19 protein-coding genes and 2 tRNA genes are annotated in these 21,139 nt (G+C 42.1%); 5 read left to right on the top strand and 16 right to left on the bottom strand.

The genetic code is table 11. The features are described 5' to 3' along the window. Window positions 1–7 precede the first annotated feature (7 nt). The 3 genes from ACTUJY_RS12280 to ACTUJY_RS12270 all read right to left on the bottom strand — a co-directional run bounded on the left by ACTUJY_RS12280 (window position 8) and on the right by ACTUJY_RS12270 (window position 1,540). Complete coding sequence (locus ACTUJY_RS12280; RefSeq protein ID WP_463616388.1) at window positions 8–682, bottom strand: response regulator transcription factor; 675 nt, start codon at window positions 680–682, stop codon at window positions 8–10. Between the two features lie 8 nt (window positions 683–690). Continuing rightward, window positions 691–963 (bottom strand): PepSY domain-containing protein, encoded by a 273-nt coding sequence (locus ACTUJY_RS12275; protein ID WP_463616387.1) that lies wholly within the window; start codon window positions 961–963, stop codon window positions 691–693. Between the two features lie 67 nt (window positions 964–1,030). Next, window positions 1,031–1,540, bottom strand: a complete 510-nt coding sequence (locus tag ACTUJY_RS12270) for a glycine zipper 2TM domain-containing protein (RefSeq protein WP_463616386.1) — start codon at window positions 1,538–1,540, stop codon at window positions 1,031–1,033. 52 nt (window positions 1,541–1,592) lie between these two features. Here ACTUJY_RS12270 and ACTUJY_RS12265 point away from each other — a divergent pair, with 52 nt between their 5' ends. Continuing rightward, window positions 1,593–2,711: a GNAT family N-acetyltransferase gene (locus tag ACTUJY_RS12265; protein WP_463616385.1), complete on the top strand. Its 1,119-nt coding sequence runs from the start codon at window positions 1,593–1,595 to the stop codon at window positions 2,709–2,711. On the opposite strand, the gene ACTUJY_RS12260 is transcribed toward ACTUJY_RS12265, so the two are convergent. The 9 genes from ACTUJY_RS12260 to ACTUJY_RS12220 all read right to left on the bottom strand — a co-directional run bounded on the left by ACTUJY_RS12260 (window position 2,708) and on the right by ACTUJY_RS12220 (window position 11,984). Further along, window positions 2,708–4,096: an HDOD domain-containing protein gene (locus ACTUJY_RS12260; protein ID WP_463616384.1), complete on the bottom strand. Its 1,389-nt coding sequence runs from the start codon at window positions 4,094–4,096 to the stop codon at window positions 2,708–2,710. The two genes, ACTUJY_RS12265 and ACTUJY_RS12260, sit on opposite strands and share 4 nt — an antisense overlap. 161 nt (window positions 4,097–4,257) lie before the next feature. Next, a complete protein-coding gene (locus ACTUJY_RS12255) occupies window positions 4,258–5,739 on the bottom strand; it encodes a DNA recombination protein RmuC (protein ID WP_463616383.1) in 1,482 nt (493 codons plus the stop codon). 491 nt (window positions 5,740–6,230) lie between these two features. Beyond that, window positions 6,231–6,307: transfer RNA gene (locus ACTUJY_RS12250), tRNA-Arg, on the bottom strand. Between the two features lie 178 nt (window positions 6,308–6,485). Then, window positions 6,486–6,577: transfer RNA gene (locus ACTUJY_RS12245), tRNA-Ser, on the bottom strand. A 57-nt stretch (window positions 6,578–6,634) separates the two neighbouring features. Further along, the gene (csrA, locus tag ACTUJY_RS12240) at window positions 6,635–6,826 is read right to left on the bottom strand and encodes a carbon storage regulator CsrA (RefSeq protein ID WP_109763634.1); all 192 of its coding nucleotides are present in this window, start codon (window positions 6,824–6,826) and stop codon (window positions 6,635–6,637) included. A 482-nt stretch (window positions 6,827–7,308) separates the two neighbouring features. Further along, complete coding sequence (gene alaS / locus ACTUJY_RS12235) at window positions 7,309–9,903, bottom strand: alanine--tRNA ligase (protein ID WP_463616481.1); 2,595 nt, start codon at window positions 9,901–9,903, stop codon at window positions 7,309–7,311. A 5-nt stretch (window positions 9,904–9,908) separates the two neighbouring features. Then, window positions 9,909–10,382 (bottom strand): regulatory protein RecX, encoded by a 474-nt coding sequence (locus tag ACTUJY_RS12230; RefSeq protein ID WP_463616382.1) that lies wholly within the window; start codon window positions 10,380–10,382, stop codon window positions 9,909–9,911. Further along, window positions 10,372–11,406, bottom strand: a complete 1,035-nt coding sequence (recA, locus tag ACTUJY_RS12225) for a recombinase RecA (RefSeq protein ID WP_463616381.1) — start codon at window positions 11,404–11,406, stop codon at window positions 10,372–10,374. The genes ACTUJY_RS12230 and recA overlap by 11 nt, the downstream gene beginning before the upstream one ends. Window positions 11,407–11,486: 80 nt before the next feature. Next, window positions 11,487–11,984, bottom strand: coding sequence for a CinA family protein (locus ACTUJY_RS12220; RefSeq protein WP_463616380.1), 498 nt, complete (start codon window positions 11,982–11,984; stop codon window positions 11,487–11,489). Between the two features lie 80 nt (window positions 11,985–12,064). On the opposite strand from ACTUJY_RS12220, the gene mutS reads away from it, so the two are divergent. After that, window positions 12,065–14,644 (top strand): DNA mismatch repair protein MutS, encoded by a 2,580-nt coding sequence (gene mutS / locus ACTUJY_RS12215; RefSeq protein WP_463616379.1) that lies wholly within the window; start codon window positions 12,065–12,067, stop codon window positions 14,642–14,644. A gap of 3 nt (window positions 14,645–14,647) precedes the next feature. Continuing rightward, window positions 14,648–14,971, top strand: a complete 324-nt coding sequence (fdxA, locus tag ACTUJY_RS12210; protein ID WP_463616378.1) for a ferredoxin FdxA — start codon at window positions 14,648–14,650, stop codon at window positions 14,969–14,971. A 35-nt stretch (window positions 14,972–15,006) separates the two neighbouring features. Here fdxA and ACTUJY_RS12205 read toward each other — a convergent pair whose 3' ends face one another. Next, on the bottom strand, window positions 15,007–15,537 hold the full coding sequence (locus ACTUJY_RS12205; protein ID WP_463616377.1) for a DUF2057 family protein: 531 nt from the start codon (window positions 15,535–15,537) through the stop codon (window positions 15,007–15,009). A 248-nt stretch (window positions 15,538–15,785) separates the two neighbouring features. Between ACTUJY_RS12205 and ACTUJY_RS12200 the strand changes: the two genes are divergently transcribed. Further along, window positions 15,786–16,091: a hypothetical protein gene (locus ACTUJY_RS12200; RefSeq protein ID WP_463616376.1), complete on the top strand. Its 306-nt coding sequence runs from the start codon at window positions 15,786–15,788 to the stop codon at window positions 16,089–16,091. A gap of 8 nt (window positions 16,092–16,099) precedes the next feature. Here ACTUJY_RS12200 and ACTUJY_RS12195 read toward each other — a convergent pair whose 3' ends face one another. Then, on the bottom strand, window positions 16,100–17,866 hold the full coding sequence (locus ACTUJY_RS12195) for a PKD domain-containing protein (RefSeq protein ID WP_463616375.1): 1,767 nt from the start codon (window positions 17,864–17,866) through the stop codon (window positions 16,100–16,102). A gap of 353 nt (window positions 17,867–18,219) precedes the next feature. Between ACTUJY_RS12195 and ACTUJY_RS12190 the strand changes: the two genes are divergently transcribed. Then, window positions 18,220–18,819, top strand: coding sequence for a hypothetical protein (locus tag ACTUJY_RS12190; protein ID WP_463616374.1), 600 nt, complete (start codon window positions 18,220–18,222; stop codon window positions 18,817–18,819). A 231-nt stretch (window positions 18,820–19,050) separates the two neighbouring features. Here the strand turns inward: ACTUJY_RS12190 and sucD are convergent, their stop codons facing one another. Both sucD and sucC read right to left on the bottom strand, forming a co-directional pair. Beyond that, window positions 19,051–19,923 carry a succinate--CoA ligase subunit alpha gene (sucD, locus tag ACTUJY_RS12185; protein ID WP_463616373.1) on the bottom strand — a complete coding sequence of 291 codons (873 nt, stop codon included), beginning with the start codon at window positions 19,921–19,923 and terminating at the stop codon, window positions 19,051–19,053. Beyond that, window positions 19,923–21,089, bottom strand: coding sequence for an ADP-forming succinate--CoA ligase subunit beta (gene sucC, locus ACTUJY_RS12180; RefSeq protein WP_463616372.1), 1,167 nt, complete (start codon window positions 21,087–21,089; stop codon window positions 19,923–19,925). The genes sucD and sucC overlap by 1 nt, the downstream gene beginning before the upstream one ends. Window positions 21,090–21,139 lie beyond the last annotated feature (50 nt).

The raw sequence follows: 21,139 nt of genomic DNA, 5'->3' as shown, positions 1-21,139 counted from the left end.
ATTTGACTCAGAGCTCAGGGTTAATACGATAACCACGCCCACGTAGCGTTTCTATTGGGTTTAATATACCTTCAGGATCAATTTTTTTTCTTAATCGACGAACAAATACTTCTAATACGTTGCTGTCTTTATCGTGATCTTGTTCATAAATATGTTCGGTTAATTCCGTTTTTGACACGACTTTTTCTGGGTGCATCATTAAGTACTCGAGAACTTTGTATTCGTATGCTGTAAGCTCCACTTCTTTTCCATTTAAGTAAATTTGTTTGTTATTGGAGTTCAGTTCGATTGGTCCTTTACTGATTACCGGAGTTGCAAAGCCAGACGAACGTCTCAATAAAGCATTGACTCTGGCGAGTAATTCTTCGAGCTGAAATGGCTTGACTAGGTAGTCGTCAGCGCCACGTGAAAGTCCTTCCACCTTTTCTTGCCAGCGGGAACGTGCGGTGAGAATTAGAATCGGAAACTCTTTTTCATTTTCACGAATTTTACTGATTAAATCCAAACCATTTAATTTAGGCAAACCTAAATCAATGATCGCTAAATCAAGCGGGTATTCAGTCGCAAAATAAAGTCCGTCTTCGCCATCAAATGCTTGGTCGACCGCATAACCTTCTTTGTTAAGGGCCTGTTTAAGTTGATCCTGTAATGCCTGTTCGTCTTCTACTACCAGAATCTTCATTATAAATCCTATGAATCGTTTAAATTGATCACTCTGCCGCTACAACCGTCAACCAAAATGGTTTTTACTCGGCCGTTATCAAGCAGTACTTTTACTTTATAAACCGCGGGACCTCGGCTTTTAATAAGAGTGGCGGAAAGTGCTTTTCCTTTAATTGACTTTTGCGCAGCAGAAATCGCTTTTGCTTTAGATATGACTTTGCAGTTCTGCACCGGATCATCTGCCGAAATGGCAGTCAAATGACACAGTGTTACAAATAAGAATATTAATGGCTTTATCATCTAAATCTTTGTCCGGAATTCATAGGATTCTTCATTAATATGTTATAACTTACTGATCCTGCTACAGTTAATCGTCATTGTCAATTACCGGTGAAAACTCAACTTTTAGCTTTATTTCGTCACCTGGATCATAAGGCAACTCCGTTTTGTATTTTTCTCCCTGATACAAGTAGATCACCTGATAACCAGCGATTCGTTCGTACTCCGTTAATCGGTTTTCTTTGCGACAATACAGTGTCTCTTGCTTAACCTGCTCTTTGGACGCTTCTTTTCCTATACTGGATCCAATTACAGCTCCTGTTGTAGCTCCGACCCACTTGGTGTTTCGGTTGTTACCGAGCTTGCTGCCAATGACAGCACCTAAAATTCCTCCGACAACTTGTGCTGATTTAGAGCTTTTCGATTCCGTTTTAGGTAACTGTTCATAACACACTTTAGTTGGTTGATATTCTTTGATAATCTCAATTACCGGCTTTGCAGAAAGCACCGTTCCATACTCGAACTTGCTCTCGGCCAAGACTGAACGACATGGCAGTAGTATGGCAATGGTCAATAAGATTATAGTTTGTCGTTTCATACAACCCCCTTGTCAGATGATGCTGTCGTTAATTTTAGGATCGAATAACTGAATGCAATCTGAACATTTGTCTTTAATCGAAAGCTTTACTCAATGCCCATCGAACGTACAAATGTGCATGAGCCAATCGACCTCTCCTTTTTATCACGCCGCATTTTTTAATGCGCTTGAGCAAGGAGGCAGCACCACTCAAGCAACCGGTTGGCAACCGGCTCATTTAGTTCTCAACCAGGAAGAGCCTGGATTTGCGCCTGCTTACTTTAAGTTTCATTCTTATGGAGAGTATGTATTCGACTGGGCCATAGCCGATGCTTTGTTGGATGCAGGTATTCGTTATTACCCCAAATGGGTAATGCAACTGCCTTTTAGCCCGCTAGAAATCGAAAGCACCTTACTGTTTGATTGTTTGGCAAAACACATTGAATCTCTTGTTGAAATTTTGCTATCCAAATCCATCTTCACCGCTCAAATGCTCTACATTCCCGCTAAATTTCAGCGAGCCTGTATGGAGTCAGGTGGTCTATTAAGAAAAAGTATTAGTTTTCGCTGGCAAAATAGAAATTATTGCAGTTTTGATGATTTTCTTAGTCAGTTGAGCCGTAAACGTGCAAAAGAAATTCGCCGAGAACGCAGGAAAGTCAATCAATCCGGTTTTCGATTTATTCAATATACGGGGGAACAGATAGACGAGTCCGTCATTCAACGATTCTATCCGTTTTATTGTCGCACTTACCAAAAGCGCTCCGGACATAACGGCTATTTTTCACTTTCCAGCTTTTTACAATGGTTGCAATCAGTGAAGCACTTAACGCTCATTATTATGGCTCAACAACAGGATAAGGATGTTGGTGCCGCACTGTTTTTAAGAGACAACTCGACATTGTATGGTCGTTATTGGGGAAGTTTTACAGATGATGCATTACTGCACTTCGAATGCTGTTTTTATCAAGGTATTGAGTACTGCATTGATAACCAATTGAGCGGCTTTAACCCTGGTGTGCAGGGAGAACATAAAGTGACTCGAGGTTTTGAGCCGGAGTGGTCGCACAGCGCTTACTTTTACTTTCATCCTGAAATCAAGCAATCTATCGCGCGCTATTTTAGCGATGAGCAGCAAAAAATGGACAATTACATGGTGTATTTACAACAAAAACTGCCGTTTAAAGCTTAAGCCACTAATTGCTTGGACATTAGGTCAAGCGATTCACGTTCTTCCAATAATTGATTGAAACTTTCATTAACCTTGTCTTCATCGAGCTCCAATTGCTCCAGTGTATTTTTAGGTAACGTTTCATTCACCGCATCGCCAAGCTCAATACGTCGAAGCAACCGACTGGCCAATAGAACAAGGTTAGAATAAGCGGCGTGTTTGCTCCAAAACTCTTCTTGATGATGCCAACGTACAGCGACAATTAACTCTTCTGGCATATGCCAGTTTTTCATTAACCAAGCCCCCATTTCCTGATGCGTAACACCGAGCACGAAGTGTTCAATATCTTCCACTCGGATTCCGGGATTGGCTTCGACGTAGCGGTTAATTAGATAAAATTGAGGAGGAAACAAATGGCCCATAAGTAAATGGCCAAAGTTATGCAAAAGCCCCGATAAATAAGCTAAACCGCGCTCTGGTCGATGGGCAACAGGGATCATTCGGCATAACTTTTCCACCAAGCTGGCTGAATAAACCGATTGCCGCCAATAAGCATGAACACCTAAAGGTCCCTCATCGGGGACATTCAATGATTTTCCAATGGATATCCCCAAAGCGAGGTTCATTACCAAATCAAAGCCCAATACTCGCGATATCGCCGTTTCAACAGAGTCAATCGTCCCCTTGTAACCATAATATGGGGAACTGGCCCAACTGATAATTTGAGCCGCAAGACTGGGATCTTTCGCCACGATTTCACCGAGCTTCTTTGCATCTGCACCGGGATCAACGCGTAACTTCATGATTTCTTGAGCAATTTCTGGCATTGCGGGGAGATCAAAAGTCTCATCAATGCGTTGTTTGAGTCGAATGGGTGTGAATTGATTAACCGTTTCAGTAAAGTCTGTGGTGGCACTTTGCGTCGACTGCAGTTTTTCGGGTCCACAAGCGAAAGACATGCGCTCAGACGTTGAAAACAATTTTTCTATCGAAGGTTGTTCCAGTTTTAACACACAATCTGCAGCGCCTGACTCGAGATAACAGACTTCTTGGTGAAAAACACTTTCGTCAACCAATCCGCTCAATCCCATGAGCTCTGGGATAGGTGGGTGGCACCCCGTCTCACATTTCGGAAAAAAGTCATCGCAGGCAGGACTCGTTATAATACTGAAATCATCGTTTTTAAGCTTTCGAATCACATCGAAGTCGAGTAAATAACTATTGGGCAGTATCGCGAGGCTTCGTGACTTACTTCCTTGAAGAAGCACGCAGCGCAGCAATTGCGCTTCGGGTAATAATAGTTGCTCGGAAACTTGCCTGAGCGTGGTTTCCGGCTCGTGATGAATCACTTCATAAGGGATCTCTCGCTCAGAGAGAAAATCGGTTACAGAGGCTGGTATATTCATCACCGCTCCAATCCAATAAAATGAATAATTTATCTGCGAAAATAGGACCTGTTGACTTCTTTAACTATAGCCAAAGATTCAAGAGTAAAGATAAAGTTATGAGATTTTTATGACAATCTTCACACTATTTACCACTTTATTTGATTGTGCGCTAAAAGAGTTTAATTTAATAACTCCTGATTATCTTCATCAGGCAACTCAACTTTTTCGATTTTATAAAAGCGACTGGTAATTTTTTGGGCCGAAGTATTGATTTGTTCAACGTCTTTACTGACCTGGCCGATGTGTTTTGACAGACTGTCCATTCTCGTTTTAAAACGCCCAAAGTCTTCCGCCAGATACCCCAAATGCTCTTGAATGATATGCACCTGCTTACGAGTGGCCTCATCTTTTATTACCGCACTGGCAGTAGTAAGTATAGCCATCATGGTTGTTGGCGAAACCATCCAAACTTTTTCCTTGTAAGCAATTTCTACTAATTCTGGAAAATGTCCGTGAATTTCTGCAAATACCGCTTCTGCTGGAATAAACATCATAGCCCCAGAAGCCGTTTCACCGTCAATGATGTATTTGCTTCGAATATCTTTGATATGCTTTTTAATGTCTTGTTTGAACTGTCTGGCAGCCGCTTGCCGTTCCAAATCACCCACTTCAAAGTCTGTCATTTTTTGATAGGCTTCTAATGGAAATTTGGCGTCAATCACCACGTTACCGGTGGGCTCTGGCAAAAATAAAATACAGTCGGCGATTTTATCGTTTGATAATTTATGTTGGAGTGCGAAGTGATTCTCGGGTAGTACATTTTTTACCAGTGCATTAAGCTGCACCTCGCCAAAGGCACCACGCGAGCGCTTATCGGCCAACACTTGCTGTAAGCTAACGACATTGGTCGATAACTCAGTAATCTTTTTTTGTGCGTCGTCAATCAACGCCAAACGTTTTAACACATCGTTAAACGTTTGCGTGGTTTTCTCGAACCCCTCTGCAAGACGTTTTTCTACCTGACCACTGATTTCTTTTAGTCGGACATCCGTTGATTGCGTTAATTCAGACATACCCTTTAACATGGCGTCTGAATTTGACGTTAAGGTTTTGCTGAGCTCTTCTCGAATATCTTTAATATTAACGCGCAGTTCCGTGGCAAGCTTTTCTCGAAGCTCAATCAAGTTGTTACGTGTGCTTTCATTGATATGTGAAAGAGATGAAAGCAAGCTTTCTTTAAATTCAGTTAAGGATTGTTGTTGTACCAACTTGCCATCATGTATCCTATCGACAACTTCTTGTTTGTTATTTTCAAACTGCTGAGCGATTACCGATTGAAACTGGTTTTGTTGCCTTAATAAAGATTCTTTTAATTCACCAAGTTTATTTTGCGTAGAACTTTGAAACTCATTAATGGATTGAACTAAAGCTTCCTTAGAGGCAAAAGTGGCTTTTTCATTTTTTAAACTGGCATCGGAGAATTTCTCTATATAGAACTCTCTCATAGAAGCCATTTGTTCAGTCAAATGTTCTGTTAATTGAGACTCATTGCGCTTAAGACGTGATACTTTAATCACCAGTACAATCAATACAGTCAATAGGAAAAGGAAACCTATCAATGCGGCTATAATAAGTGAGTCCTGATATTGAGCGAGATTCATTGTAATCCCCAGAAGTTAAGGCTATCTATGACTGTTTATCGCTGGCCAGCATACCACATTCACAACACGATTGACGAATAGGACGTGAGCAGAATGTATTGGAGAAAAGCCTGCTCTCTTCTTTAACTACATCGCGTTCGGATAGGTTTTACAGGTTTGGTCGCTACGTTAATGAAAAATGGATTATACTTTTGAAACTTTTGCAAAGCGACTTGAGTTAGAACAAGAAAGTTTAGTATCGAAACCTTTTAATCATTCTGGTTTTAGCGGCTTACGTTTCGCACTTTTTACTTTGACATGGAAAATAGAAGCCGACAAGTTCTGTAACGGAGAGTTTGATTGAGCCAGTTCGTCAGCTTAATAAAAGAATAAGAGCATTCTTCGGTTTTTATAACCATTAGACGCTCATCATTGGTCGCTGTTGATATTAAGAAAAAATATTTGAATCGGATACGAAAAAGCCACTTCAATTGAAGTGGCTTTTTTTAATTTGGCGCGCACGGAAGGATTCGAACCTCCGACCGCCTGGTTCGTAGCCAGGTACTCTATCCAGCTGAGCTACGTGCGCGTCGTGTATCAGGATTTAACCTGACCTCCTAAGAGGGGCGCTATTATGCTAATCTGAATGTTGCTTGTCAACGAAAAGTTTAAAGCCGATTAACGAATAGCAATGCCGCTGTTGATTTTGAATTTAGAGCGACTCGGCTCTATATTTAAAATCAGTTTACTTTTTATTAAAAAGTAAATGGCGGAGAGAGAGGGATTCGAACCCTCGATACGGGACAAACCGTATACTCCCTTAGCAGGGGAGCGCCTTCAGCCGCTCGGCCATCTCTCCTCTCAGCGGCCGCAAATATTACCTCAATAATTTAAAATTGCAAGTAATATGTGAAACTTATTCCGCTGAATTTCCAGACATTTCTTTCTCACGCTGGATACGCAAATAAATTTCTTCGCGATGCACAGAAACTTCTTTAGGTGCGTTTACACCAATACGAACTTGATTGCCTTTTACGCCCAAAACGGTAACGGTTACTTCGTCACCAATCATAAGCGTTTCACCAACTCGACGAGTTAATATAAGCATCCTAATTTCTCCTTTTTAATACCCTTTTCCAAAAGGGTAATTTTTCAGCACTTGATATGAGGCGCCGCATTATAGCAGCAAGTTTTATTATTGTTTACTGTTTGTATGTGAATGAATGAGAACATTGTTGCAGTTATTTCGAGAGAAGTGCGTTGTTCGCTTCCATTCTGTCGAAAAATCACATGAATACAATGTCCATCGTTAAAGTGCACACAACGCAGTACATTTTCTGCCTAAAGTTTAGTCTATCCGCATACAATATGTAAGTAGCTCAAAAAAATGGATACATTTTTTCACTAAATCAGTAACATAGCGCTAAATTCACAGATAGACAAATCACAAGTTGCAATCTTTGAAAGTGTGGCATGAGTTGTATTCATTCGGAAGAGGTATATCTCAAATAAATAAGATAAGAATGCCACGTTAGAGGATAGATAACTCTGAGGTCACAGAAATAACATGGCATTCTGTACGACTTTTAGCTAAAGGTGTTTCTCAACAAAAGGAATCACAGAAGCAATCGCTTCTGGCAAATGTTGCGGCTCTGGCCCCCCGGCTTGCGCCATATCGGGTCGCCCCCCTCCTTTTCCTCCTACATGTGCCGCGGCACATTTAACGATATCACCGGCTTTAATACGCTGTGTTAAATCTTTGGTCACACCGGCTATTAAATTGGCTTTTCCATGATTTTCCACGCCAAACACGACGATGCCTGATCCGAGTTTATTCTTCACCTGATCCATCAAGTCTCTTAAAACTTTTCCATCAACGCCTTGTAACTGTTTTGCGATGACCGAAACGCCTTTGATACTTTGCGCTTCACCAACGAGATCATTTCCTTGCGATGACGCGAGCTTTGCGTTCAATTGCTCAAGCTGCTTTTCAAGTTCGCGGTTACGAACTTGTAGCTGTTCTACTTTTTCCAACACCATTGCAGGCTCTGTCTTTAATCGCAAGCTTATGCTCTTTATGGCCCTCTCTAAATCTTGCTGCTGTTCTATGGCAACATCTCCAGCTACGGCTTCTATACGCCGTACTCCTGCAGCGATACCGGACTCCTGTACAATTTTAAAATAGCCGATATCACCGGTTCGTGAAACATGTGTACCGCCACACAATTCGGTTGAGAACTTACCCATTGATAATACACGCACTTCGTTGCCGTACTTTTCACCAAAAAGTGCCATGGCGCCTTTTTCTTTTGCCGCATCCATCGACATGATTTCTGCGACCACTGAGTGGTTGTCGCGAATTTCTTCGTTTACCCGTTGTTCAATTTTTGCAATTTGCTCAGCTGTCACCGCTTCTGGGTGAGAGAAGTCGAAACGCAGTTTTAGTTCATCTACAAGCGATCCTTTTTGTGTAACGTGCTCACCAAGAACCTCTCGTAATGCAGCATGCAATAGATGAGTTGCCGAATGATGAATAGCAGTTGCCTTTCGCTTTTCCATATCGACCGTTAACGAAATTCGATCGCCAATTTTAAGTGTACCTTCTTGCACTCGAACTTTATGAGCAAATGCTTTGTTGATTTTTACCGTATCAATGACTTCCGCTTTAGCAGACGCTGATGTTATCCATCCTTTGTCACCCACCTGACCGCCCGACTCCGCATAAAATGCAGTGCTTTCAGTAATCAACAAACCCTCTTGCCCAGACTCAAGCTGATGCACTGACTCGCCATCAGCCAACAATTGATCAACTTCGCTTTGGTGCTCAAAAGAATCATACCCCACAAAACGGGTGCTGGTTTGAATATCCAAATTATCGTTGTAATCCACACCAAACTTCCCAGCTGCTTTTGATTGTTCTTTCTGCTGTTCCATTAAATGGTCAAACTTCGCTTCATCGATTGTTAAACCGCGCTCGCGTGCGATATCTGCGGTTAAATCCATCGGAAAGCCATAAGTATCGTATAAAGTAAATACGGTTTCACCAGAAACGATTGTTCCTTGTAAGCTCGATAGGTCCTGTTCGAGGATTTTCATTCCTTTATCAAGGGTTCGCGCAAACTGTTCTTCTTCTCGTAAAACAGTAGCTTCAATCTGCGCCTGCTTATCTTTCAATTCCGGATACGCATCACCCATTTGTACTTTCAAGGCATTAACTAGTTTGTAGAAAAAGGCCTGTTCTGCTCCCAGTTTATGACCGTGCCGAATGGCACGACGCATAATTCGGCGCAATACATAACCTCTTCCCTCATTACTCGGTACAACACCGTCGGCAATTAAAAAGGCACAAGACCGAATATGATCAGCGATAACCCGTAACGATTTATGGCTTAAATCTTTGACGTTTAGTAACTCTGCGATCGATTGAATCAAACCAACGAATATATCAATTTCATAGTTGCTGTGAACGTTTTGCATGACCGCTGCGATTCGCTCAAGCCCCATACCTGTATCGACCGAAGGTTTGGGTAAGGGCGTCATATTACCCGCTTTATCGCGGTTGAACTGCATAAACACCAAGTTCCAGATTTCAATATATCGGTCACCATCTTCATCGGGTGATCCCGGAGGCCCCCCAGCAACACCTTCGCCATGGTCATAAAATATCTCAGAGCAAGGGCCGCACGGGCCGGTATCGCCCATGGCCCAAAAATTGTCTTTTTCGCCGAGCCGAGAAAACCGTTCTCGATTAATCCCTATTTTGTTAAACCAAATGTCCTCTGCTTCTTTGTCTTCGTGATATACGGTGACCCAGAGTTTTTCTTCGGGTAGGTTCAGTACCTCGGTTAAAAATTCCCAAGCGAATCGAATTGCGTCTTCTTTGAAATAATCACCAAAACTGAAATTGCCGAGCATTTCAAAAAAGGTATGATGGCGTGCGGTATAGCCTACATTTTCCAGGTCGTTGTGTTTTCCTCCTGCTCGAACACAGCGCTGCGAGCTCGCAGCACGAACATAATCACGTTTGTCGGTACCTAAAAAACAGTCTTTAAACTGAACCATGCCAGCATTTGTAAAAAGCAGTGTAGGATCATTGGCAGGTACCAGTGAACTGCTATCGACTCTATTATGCTGTTTACTCTCAAAAAACTTCAGAAAAGCTTCACGAATTTCGTTGCTTGTCATCAACGTCATGGTTCACCCTGTTGTGATTTAACTGTTTCAAACACTATTTCAATATGCTGACTTAAGAAGCCGCGATATTGTAAAAAACGGATTTGCTTAGCCTTTTCGGACCAATCGCTCGGCAGGTTATTATACTTTTTCTGCCAGGCTTTGTACGCCAGTTCGCCCCAATCTATATCCAGCTCGTTGAATATTTGCTGGGACAGTTCTCGGTCAATACCTTTTTCAAATAATTCTCGGTCAATTCGGTACGGACCGTAGCCGCCGTGAATTCTATGACGAATCCAGCTTTCGGTAAATCGATAATCGCTCAACCAGCCTTTTTGGGTGAGTTCGTCTAGAGCGGCATTAACTTCAGCGAGAGGAAATCCTTTTTGACACAGTTTCGAGGAGAGCTCTTTTCGTGAATGTTCACGGCGCGCAAGCAGACCAACAGCCCGTTCACGCGCAGAGTCTTTAGGTGTATTGTTAGCTTTCAACCTCTTCCGCTACCGTAGTTTGTTCTTCTTTCTTTCCGGGTAGGAGTTTTGCGCGTAATTTTTGTTCGATGTCTTTAGCCATTTCCGGATTTTCTTTCAAAAAATTAATGACATTCATTTTTCCTTGACCAATACGATCGCCGTTATAACTGTACCAAGCTCCCGATTTATCAACCAAGCCTTCTTTTACGCCTAAATCGATGATTTCACCCTCTAAAGAACTGCCTTCTCCGTACATAATTTGAAACTCAGCCTGACGAAACGGAGGCGCAACCTTATTTTTAACAACTTTAACGCGAGTTTCGTTCCCAACCACTTCGTCACCTTGTTTTATTGAGCCGGTCCGTCGAATATCAAGACGTATCGACGAATAGAACTTTAACGCGTTACCGCCAGTGGTGGTTTCAGGAGAACCAAACATCACACCAATTTTCATTCGGATCTGATTAATAAAAATAACGGTACAGTTGGCGCGCTGAATATTCGCGGTCAGCTTACGCAGTGCTTGAGACATAAGTCGGGCTTGTAAGCCCATGTGAGAGTCACCCATTTCGCCTTCGATCTCAGCTTTAGGTGTTAAAGCTGCGACTGAGTCTACCACGATAATATCTACCGCACTGGAACGCACCAACATATCCGTAATTTCGAGTGCTTGTTCGCCGGTATCGGGTTGAGAAACCAATAAATCGTCTAAATTAACCCCCAGCTTTTCTGCATAAACGGGGTCCAGTGCATGCTCAGCATCGACGAAAGCTGCTGTTCCACCGTTTTTTTGACAATTTGCAACCGCTTGCAGTGCTATTGTGGTTTTACCTGACGATTCTGGGCCATACACTTCAATAATTCTTCCTTTTGGAAAGCCACCCACGCCGAGTGCTAGGTCAAGACCCAGTGAGCCTGAAGAGATGACCTCTAAGTCGCGAGTGGCCTGAGAATCTCCCATTCTCATAATCGAACCTTTTCCAAACTGTCGCTCAATTTGAGACAGTGCGGCGCCGAGGGCTTTCTTTTTACTATCGTCCATTTTTATCTCCAGAAATGTTCAACTCTAATCTTGGAGGATTATTCCATATAACTACTCAAATGAATAGTCCTTTTAAATAATTAACCCGCCATCTCTTCCAACGTTTGCAAAAGCTTATCCAATACAAAGGCAACCGTTTGATTTCTGACTTGCTCACGACTGCCCTTAAAATGACACAATTGGGATACGACCTTTTTCCCTCGCAGCTGCCAACCCACCCATACCGTTCCAACCGGCTTTGCATCAGAGCCGCCGTCTGGCCCCGCTATACCCGTTACTGCCGCTACCAAATCAGCATCAGAATGTTCAATTGCGCCATGACACATAGCTTCAACGACCGCTTTGGAAACGGCACCGTATTCATTAATTAAATCTTCAGGTACGCCAAGCATTCGTAGCTTAGCCTTGTTGCTGTAAGTCACAAAGCCACAATCAAACCAGGTGGAGCTACCCGGTAAGTCTGTCAATACTTTGGCAATCCAGCCGCCAGTGCAAGATTCGGCTGTCGCTAATTGAAGGTTTTTACGGATGGCCACTTTGGCAATTTTATTAAGCGTTGCTGTAAAATCGTTGGTCATTTAATCAGTCTCAAAAAGTTTATATTTTCTGTTGAGAATTTCCTTTATTTCGCCCTCGTGGGTTCAGTACAATCGTGCCCATGAAAACGCAGACCCATTCTATAGTAGATGATCTAAAAGCGCATACTCCGATGATGCGCCAATATTTATCGATCAAAGCAGCCCATTCCGATCAATTGGTGTTCTATCGTATGGGGGACTTCTACGAGCTTTTTTTTGAAGATGCAATCAAAGCAGCCGACCTACTCGATATTACACTAACCAAACGTGGCCAAACAGCGGGAGAGCCTATCCCAATGGCCGGCGTACCTTATCATGCCGTCGATAACTATTTATCGCGTTTATTAAAACTCGGAGAGTCGGTCGCAATTTGTGAACAAATTGGTGACCCAGCGACCAGCAAAGGTCCTGTAGAACGAAAAGTAGTACGCATACTTACGCCCGGAACGGTAAGCGATGAGTCCTTATTATCCGGCGATACGGTTCAATTTCTTGCGGCAACGATTGAAGGTAAAAAACAATTCGGACTGGCCTGGCTTGATTTGGCAGGTGGGCAGTTCTGGTTAAGTGAATATAGCAGTGAAGAAGAGCTGATCAGCGAAGTCAATCGCTTAAATCCGGCTGAGCTTTTGATTTCTGAAAAAGCAAAGCTGTCTTGGCAACATCGGTGTCAGCGTACATTACCCGATTATTATTTTGATATTCATGAAAACCGCGAAGCTTTATGCCGTAAATTGAACGTTGAAAGCTTAGCCACATTTGGTTGCGACACATTTAATGAAGGTATTGGGGCCGCTGGTGCGGTATTACAGTATGCTGAAGAAACTCAACGCGGAACATTACCTCACATTAAACAATTGCTGCCTTACTTCAATTATGACTGTATTCGACTTGATACGGCCACTCGAAAAAACCTGGAATTAACACAAAACTTGCAAGGTGGCGAAGACAATACCTTACTTTCTGTCATTGATGCGACCTGCAACGTAATGGGGAAACGACTGCTTAAAAGCTGGTTGCACCAACCTTTGGCGCGACGCTCAGTTGTGAAGCAACGGCACCAAATGGTCGAAGAGTTACTTAAGTTCGGTTTAAGCGATATTAAGCAACCGTTAAAATCGATTTCCGATATTGAACGTATTTCGACTCGAATTGCACTCGCATCGGCCAGACCGCGTGATCTGATTCGATTGAAGCAAAGCTTATACGCAATTGCCGAGCTACAATCACTGTTAATAAGTCAATTACTCCCTGAAGTTTCAAGCTTAATGGAGCAAGTTTCAGATTTTAGCGAATTGACTTCTCTATTGGGACAAGCGTTAGTTGAGAATCCCCCCGTAACCATTCGAGAAGGTGGAGTCATCGCCGATGGCTATAATAAAGACTTGGATAAACTGAGAGATCTCTCCTGTAATGCCGATAACTTTTTAATTGAGCTGGAGCAAAAAGAAAAAGAAGCCAGTGGATTGCACACGCTCAAAGTCGGTTTCAATAAGGTACATGGGTTTTATATTGAAGTTTCGCGAGCACAAAGTGAACAAATCCCGGAGCACTTTGTTCGTCGTCAAACATTGAAAAATGTAGAAAGGTTTATCACACCTGAGTTAAAACAATATGAAGAGCAGGTGTTGAGTGCTAAATCAAAATCACTAGCATTAGAAAAAGAAATCTGGTCACTTTTAATTGAGCAAATAACACCATACGTTTCTTTGTTGCACAAAACCGCTAAAGTTATCGCCGAACTCGATGTTTTACAATGTTTCGCTGATAATGCCCTGACCTACCAGTACGTAAAGCCCGAGCTCATTGAAGAAAAACAAATTCTCATAGAGTCTGGTCGTCACCCAGTTGTCGAGCACACCACGCAACCTTTTATATCAAATCCGGTACAGTTAAATAAATCGCAACGAACTCAAATTATTACTGGACCCAATATGGGTGGAAAGTCCACCTATATGAGGCAAACCGCTTTAATTGTGTTGTTGGCTCACGTTGGTAGCTTTGTTCCTGCCAGTCGAGCTCAAATTGGCCCTGTAGACCGTATATTTACTCGTATCGGAGCATCGGACGATTTAGCTTCGGGTCGATCAACCTTTATGGTGGAAATGACCGAAACCGCCTATATTCTTAATAACGCAACACCGAACAGCTTGATTTTGCTTGACGAAATCGGTCGTGGTACGAGTACTTTCGATGGCCTTTCATTAGCTTGGGCGATCGCGGAGTATATTCATAATCAAATAGGTGCGTTTACACTTTTTGCCACCCATTATTTTGAAATGACCGAATTTTCTGATCAATTTGAAGGAGCAGAAAATTTCCATTTTGGTGCTCAAGAGTTTAATGACGATTTAATTTTAGAACATCGAATATTACCTGGTCCCGCTAGTCAAAGCTTCGGAATTCAGGTTGCAAAATTAGCCGGCTTACCTCCTGTCGTTTTGGAAGCGGCGCGTTATCAATTGGCTCAACTGGAGGACCAATCGCATCATGCACAGCTTGGCAAATCTCCGGTAGAGCAACTGAAAAGCAACTTAAAAGCAGCACAGAAAGAACAATACTTTCAGCAAATTCTGTCACTGGATACTGATAGACTTACACCCAGAGAAGCACTCGAATTAATTTACCAGTGGCAACAAAACATTCAAATAACGGAGTAAACCATGGCCTTTGTGGTAACCGAAAACTGCATAAAATGTAAATACACAGACTGTGTAGAAGTTTGCCCAGTCGACTGCTTTTATGAGGGCCCAAATTTTCTGGTCATACATCCTGACGAATGTATCGACTGCGCATTATGCGAGCCAGAATGCCCTGCAGAAGCCATTTTTGAAGAAGATGATGTACCCAGCAATCAAAAACATTTTATTGAATTAAATGCTGAATTAGCCGAAAAGTGGCCGAATATTGCTGAGAAAAAAGACCCGTTACCAGACGCGGAAGACTGGGATGGTAAAGCGGATAAGCTTCAATATTTGGAAAAGTAGCTTCACTTCGTTAAAGTGAAAATCAATGGCTCAACCTATTGTTTGTTGAGCCATTCTCGGAAAAGCTTTCTTTCTTCTTCCGACGCCTGACGCCATAACCCTTTCAAGTTTTGCAAAATTTCCGAGTCACTGATTATGACTTTTCCTTTATCGTCGCCACTTATTTTCATTCGCTCTACGTTATAAGTAGGGCTGTTAGCGAAAGCTCGTGCTTTTTCTAATGTGCTAGGTCGCTCAGAAGTGATTTGGTATAAGTAATTATCTTGAGCTTCAATAATAATGATTAGCTCTCTCGAGTTAACGGTTTCAAAGTCACCTTCGACCAGTTCTATAACATCATTGTATTGTACAATTAACTTATAAGTTCCCGGCTCAACTTCAAGGCGTTTCTCGGTTTCTAGCAGGCCTTGTTCGTATTGACGATCATTAACTTTTAACAGATTGAATTGATCGGGTACCAAAATCACACTTTTTGCCACCGCATAATACGGCAAGAAAATAAGCGATAAAATTAACTTATGCAAAACTCTTCCAAAGTCGACCTTTATTTTGCTAGCCAGCACCATATTTAATTCCCGCGGTTACTTGCACTCTTTATAACGATTAAGCTTCTATTCTATATAGGATTTTGATAACCGCAAGATACAGCGAATAACTTCCCGAAAATTATAAGGCACAGTTCCCAATAAAGTCATACGCAATTTATCATCTCAACATTAAATACCCGATTAAAATTCATCGCAAACACGACAGAATTGTTTAAACTTTAGGCAAGGTAAGTGAGCTGAATTTAACCTGCGACAAGGAGATGGAAATGATTACCATAGACGACTGTTATGGCTTTTGCTCGTTAGATGAAGAAGAAGTTGAAGCTATCGCCATACACGAAAACTTACCGCCTATTATTGCTATTGAGTTAGCGCAGTCTTTAATCAATTCGCAGGAAGGTTGTCTTAAAGTACACCAAATGCTCGAAGATGATATTAATCAAGCGAAAGCATCTGGAGATACAGTGCTTGCTGAACATTTCTACCGAATTCTATTAAAATTTGATAAAGCGTTCAGCATTCCTGAATCTGCGGCACATATCTCAGATTTATATAGCTTCGAAAACCGCTAACAGTAAGCTCAAGGTGCGCTCGGGCTCCAAGTGTTAAGCGGTCTCACGACAAAATTGCCCGATGAATCGACATCAAATGCGACAACATTCCAAGTAAGGTTTGTCCCTTCTCCTGCTGGAGGATGGAACACCGTCACTTCTCCATTGACATTAAGCTCAACCACAGCAGGTGAGCCACTGATACCCGGAGGAACATCTTCACTAAAGTTATAAATGGAATAAGTGTAAGTTCCAGCGTGTTCGAACCGAGTAATCGTCAAGATTTCAGGTCCAAACGATGTTGTGTCATCGACATCAAGCTCTGCAAACGGTGAAGATGCTAAATTTCCTTTATTTGCGTAATACACATGTACGCCATTCGGACCAACTAAATGTGTGTCTAAATCACTAGGCTCAACACCCCAGGTCAAAGTCAATTTAATTGATGTATCACCAATTAATAAACAGTCATCGAGTGTCACATCGGAACTGCCAGTATTGATCAATTGAGTGCTAGAAAGCGTTCCAGCTCGGCTTGCGTACACGAGTAAGTCAGCATTTTGTTTACCATATACGCTAAAATTGCCATTATTATCGGAAAAATTGGTCGCTGTACCACTGTAACTCAACCCTTGAGTTTTCACCGTAATGTTATTTACAGGATCACCGTTCAGATCATTAATACACCCATTGACTAACAAATTATTGTACAGAAGCCCAGTTGAATAAGTTTCTAAACGGTTAATACTTCCTTCATAATAATCATTGACCAAGGTCACGTTCGCTTGATTACTCCATAAACCATTTGCATAGTCGTACTGGTATATCGGAGTATTGGCTGGCGGTGCAGTATTGAGCGTGTTGACTGGAACTCGTAATGTCGCGGTATCCATAGCCCCAAGCTGTAGTAAATTACCATTTGAATCCGTTAACTCAATATCGAGTCCACCAAAACTTTCGATCGGTAAGAGTCCTGTAGAGCTGTAATCACCGGGTAGTAAATTTACGTTTTGAGATGGATCGTAAACGGACAGTTTAGCATTCACCGTTCCAACATAGGGGTTGGCATTCAAGTCTACGAGCGAATTGGCGGAAATCTCAACTGTTGCGGAGGTGTTAGGAACGGTCAAAGTTGCCCCTACATCAGCTTCAAACGTTGACAATTGAGAAGCAGACATAAACACCGTCACAATCAAATCTTTCTCTTCGGCCGACACCGCAAAAATTTCAGATTGAGGGCCATAATTGGGGTGTTGTGCGTTAACGATCGTTCTCTGATTAAAAGCCAAGTCAAAAAATAGAAATGAACCGCTTGCGTCAGACTCTGTCGTTTCACCCTCATTACTTACAGAGGCGCCAACAATAGGACTTCCCGTTTCAAAATCCACCACTCTACCAATGATCGTCCCTCGATCGGATCGTGTGATCACAACATTAATTTCAGCCGTCCCAGACTCACCAGTACGATCAGTAACCGTTAGCTCAAACGTATAAATTAATGTTTCTGTTACAACTGGATGAGTAAAACTTAACGTTGCCGTGTTTGTTGAACTTAATGTAATTGGATTTCCGCTCAGCTGCTGCCAGGAAAAAGTGTGATTTGAACTATCAGAATCTTCAACTTCTGCAGTGATGGAAAACGTTTCTCCACCAACAGCCAAACCCCACTCAGGCAGAATGACCACAGGTGCAATACGGTCGGGCTCCACTCGGCTCAAAGTATCTTCGTTGCTATCACTGCACGCTGTGACAATTACCAAAGTGAAAAACCAAAATGCAGAAGTAAAATATTTCATTCATCCCCCAAAACGACTGTAATTCCTTTCTAGCAAGGAACATACGTCACCTTTCGCTAATTAGGTACTTGAAAATTTAGTATTTTATATACTATTGTCAACAATAATACACCCAACATCGTAGAAAATGAATCTTTTACTTAAACGCTCGATGACATAGGTTTATGATTGGCTATCACCCTTCATTATTAATTTTATAGGCCTTTTTCAACTCTTTAATTATGTGAGAATGTTTATTTACCCGGTCTGATCAGAGGCAAGAACAGTAGAACTATCATAAAAGTCTTTATTGTACATTAAGCTCTTTGTAGTATATTAATAAGAACTAAAAAAGACATTTCATGGAGATACAAATGCGAGCTTTTATCCTGCTTATTTTATGGGGCTGCGCTTTAAACGTGTTTTCAAAGGAAAAAGACCTTCCGAGCTTCAGTTATATCGATATTGGCTATGCCGCCGCTTTGCATGATACTTCAGCCGAACAAGATGCTGAAGGTATCGGGTTTAGTTTTAGCCATAAACTTGAAAATAACCTACTCCTGTCCATCGATAAACAAGAGTTAGAAGAGCAACGTCCGCTACCTAAAAATTACACGTATAAAGGCTATGGCGTAGGTTATGTTTATGATGTGACTTACAACTCATCAGCGTACGGTATCTTTCGTTGGCAAAAATTAGAGTACGTTAACTACGATCACCCACAAGACCTTTACTATTACACTAAAATTAAAAGTCTCGGTGTGGGTTACAGTATTAAGCTGTGGCATGACTGGGAGTTACTAGGAGAAGCCAGTTACTCTGAAATTGAATATCCTGATAAATCTACGAAATCTGAACCGATTGGTATTGCTAAAATCACTTACAATGTAACGGAAAATATTGGTATCACTGGAAGTTGGAACTACAAAGTTAACCAAGATGTCTACGGTTTGTTCCTTAAGCTTTCATTCTGACAAGCTACTGAACGTATATTTAACTAGCAGAGCTTATCAATCAAGAGTGAGTTCGTTTCATTAAAAGTACACTTAACAAAAAGAACTCCTAACTCGTTGTGCTTAAAGACCGTAACTTAAAGATTTTTTAAACCAATTAAAAATAACACTTGTTCATTTTATTAGCATAAAAAACTTTTTCGTTAAACAAAAAAGCCGGAGTTTTACTCCGGCTTTTTTTGTTTTAAAAAGTTACCAACCGGTGACTTCTTTTAAAGCTTCGCCAATTTCGGCTAGGCTACGAACCGTTTTAACACCGGCGTCTTCTAACGCGGCAAATTTTTCATCAGCGGTTCCTTTACCACCAGAAATAATCGCTCCCGCATGTCCCATACGTTTACCTTTAGGAGCAGTCACTCCTGCAATATAGGAAACGACGGGCTTGGTAACGTTTGCTTTTATGTAGGCTGCGGCCTCTTCTTCTGCCGTTCCACCAATTTCACCAATCATCACGATGGCTTCGGTTTTAGGATCTTTTTGGAACATTTCAAGAATGTCGATAAAGTTCGAGCCTGGAATGGGATCTCCACCAATTCCGACACAAGTGGATTGCCCAAAACCAGCATCAGTAGTTTGCTTAACGGCTTCGTAAGTTAATGTGCCTGAGCGAGAAACAATACCGACTTTTCCGGGTAAATGAATGTGACCCGGCATAATACCGATTTTGCATTCACCAGGAGTGATTACACCAGGACAGTTAGGTCCAATCAATCGCACGCCGGCATTGTCACAAGCAATTTTTGCTTCCAACATGTCGAGTGTCGGAATGCCTTCGGTAATACAAACAATAAGTTTGATACCACTGTTTGCGGCTTCAAGAATGGAATCTTTACAGAACGGAGCAGGAACGTAGATTACAGAGGCTTCCGCGCCAGTTGCTTCTACGGCTTCTTTTACTGTATTAAAAACAGGCAGTCCTAGATGTGTTTGACCACCTTTTCCAGGTGTCACACCACCAACCATTTTTGTACCGTACTCGATGGCTTGTTCGGAATGGAAAGTCCCTTGACCACCGGTGAAGCCCTGGCAAATAACTTTGGTATCTTTGTTAATTAAAATAGACATTATTGCCCCCCTGCTGCTTTAACTGCTTGTTGAGCCGCATCGGTCAAACTGGTTGCAGCAATGATATTTAACCCACTCTTTGCCAGTAGTTCGGCACCTTTGTCTGCATTGTTACCTTCGAGACGAACAACAACCGGAACTTTAACGCCAACTTCTTCAACAGCCCCAATAATACCTTCAGCGATTAAGTCGCAACGAACGATGCCGCCAAAAATATTAACCAATACAGCTTTTACTTTGTCGTCAGACAAAATGATTTTAAACGCTTCGGTAACACGCTCTTTTGTTGCACCACCACCAACATCCAAAAAGTTTGCTGGAAAGCCGCCGTGTAAGGCAACGATATCCATGGTCCCCATTGCTAGGCCAGCACCGTTAACCATGCAACCAATGTTGCCATCGAGCGCTACATAATTTAATTCCCACTGCGCCGCATGCGCTTCTCGTTCGTCTTCTTGAGAAGGATCGTGCATTTCTTTTAATGCTGATTGGCGATACAAAGCATTTCCGTCAACACCAATTTTTGCATCGAGGCAATGCAAGTTACCATCAGTTTTAACAACCAACGGATTGATTTCGATTAATGCCAGATCTTTTTCGGTAAACATGGTCGCCAACCCCATAAAGATCTTGGTGAACTGTTTAACCTGGTCTTTGTTTAAGCCCAATTTAAAGGCAAGCTCTCTGCCTTGATAAGGTTGTGGACCCACTAAGGGATCGATAATCGCTTTATGGATTTTCTCGGGTGTTTCTTCTGCGACTTTTTCAATTTCTACTCCACCTTCTGAAGAAGCCATAAACACAACGCGACGAGTTGCACGATCAACCACAGCACCTAGGTAAAGTTCGTCGGCAATGTCGGTGCAACTTTCAACTAATATTTTGCTGACTGGTTGGCCATTCTCATCGGTTTGGTAAGTGACCAGATTTTTTCCCAGCCACTTGCTGGCAAACTCTCGAACTTCTTCTTTATTAGAAACCAGTTTAACGCCACCGGCTTTACCACGACCGCCGGCATGAACTTGTGCTTTCACTACCCATTTATCACCACCGATTTGACCGGCAGCTTCAACGGCTTCTTTAGGAGTCTCGCAGGCAATTCCATCAGAGACGGGCAATCCGTATTCTCTGAACAATTGTTTGCCCTGATATTCATGAAGGTTCATTGTACTCTTCCAAAGTTAGGGGTTAAACGTAAAACAAAATTTCAATTGCA

The organism is Pleionea sp. WD8-19 (genome assembly GCF_055326765.1).
This window is presented reverse-complemented; position numbering and strand designations above follow the sequence as displayed.

Excerpts from the sequence above, each read along its gene's own strand:
- ACTUJY_RS12280 (WP_463616388.1), bottom strand. The coding sequence starts at position 682 with ATGAAGATTCTGGTAGTAGAAGACGAACAGGCATTACAGGATCAACTT.
- ACTUJY_RS12275 (WP_463616387.1), bottom strand. The coding sequence starts at position 963 with ATGATAAAGCCATTAATATTCTTATTTGTAACACTGTGTCATTTGACT.
- ACTUJY_RS12270 (WP_463616386.1), bottom strand. The coding sequence starts at position 1,540 with ATGAAACGACAAACTATAATCTTATTGACCATTGCCATACTACTGCCA.
- ACTUJY_RS12265 (WP_463616385.1), top strand. The coding sequence starts at position 1,593 with ATGCAATCTGAACATTTGTCTTTAATCGAAAGCTTTACTCAATGCCCA.
- ACTUJY_RS12260 (WP_463616384.1), bottom strand. The coding sequence starts at position 4,096 with ATGAATATACCAGCCTCTGTAACCGATTTTCTCTCTGAGCGAGAGATC.
- ACTUJY_RS12255 (WP_463616383.1), bottom strand. The coding sequence starts at position 5,739 with ATGAATCTCGCTCAATATCAGGACTCACTTATTATAGCCGCATTGATA.
- csrA (WP_109763634.1), bottom strand. The coding sequence starts at position 6,826 with ATGCTTATATTAACTCGTCGAGTTGGTGAAACGCTTATGATTGGTGAC.
- alaS (WP_463616481.1), bottom strand. The coding sequence starts at position 9,903 with ATGACAAGCAACGAAATTCGTGAAGCTTTTCTGAAGTTTTTTGAGAGT.
- recA (WP_463616381.1), bottom strand. The coding sequence starts at position 11,406 with ATGGACGATAGTAAAAAGAAAGCCCTCGGCGCCGCACTGTCTCAAATT.
- ACTUJY_RS12220 (WP_463616380.1), bottom strand. The coding sequence starts at position 11,984 with ATGACCAACGATTTTACAGCAACGCTTAATAAAATTGCCAAAGTGGCC.
- mutS (WP_463616379.1), top strand. The coding sequence starts at position 12,065 with ATGAAAACGCAGACCCATTCTATAGTAGATGATCTAAAAGCGCATACT.
- fdxA (WP_463616378.1), top strand. The coding sequence starts at position 14,648 with ATGGCCTTTGTGGTAACCGAAAACTGCATAAAATGTAAATACACAGAC.
- ACTUJY_RS12205 (WP_463616377.1), bottom strand. The coding sequence starts at position 15,537 with ATGGTGCTGGCTAGCAAAATAAAGGTCGACTTTGGAAGAGTTTTGCAT.
- ACTUJY_RS12200 (WP_463616376.1), top strand. The coding sequence starts at position 15,786 with ATGATTACCATAGACGACTGTTATGGCTTTTGCTCGTTAGATGAAGAA.
- ACTUJY_RS12195 (WP_463616375.1), bottom strand. The coding sequence starts at position 17,866 with ATGAAATATTTTACTTCTGCATTTTGGTTTTTCACTTTGGTAATTGTC.
- ACTUJY_RS12190 (WP_463616374.1), top strand. The coding sequence starts at position 18,220 with ATGCGAGCTTTTATCCTGCTTATTTTATGGGGCTGCGCTTTAAACGTG.
- sucD (WP_463616373.1), bottom strand. The coding sequence starts at position 19,923 with ATGTCTATTTTAATTAACAAAGATACCAAAGTTATTTGCCAGGGCTTC.
- sucC (WP_463616372.1), bottom strand. The coding sequence starts at position 21,089 with ATGAACCTTCATGAATATCAGGGCAAACAATTGTTCAGAGAATACGGA.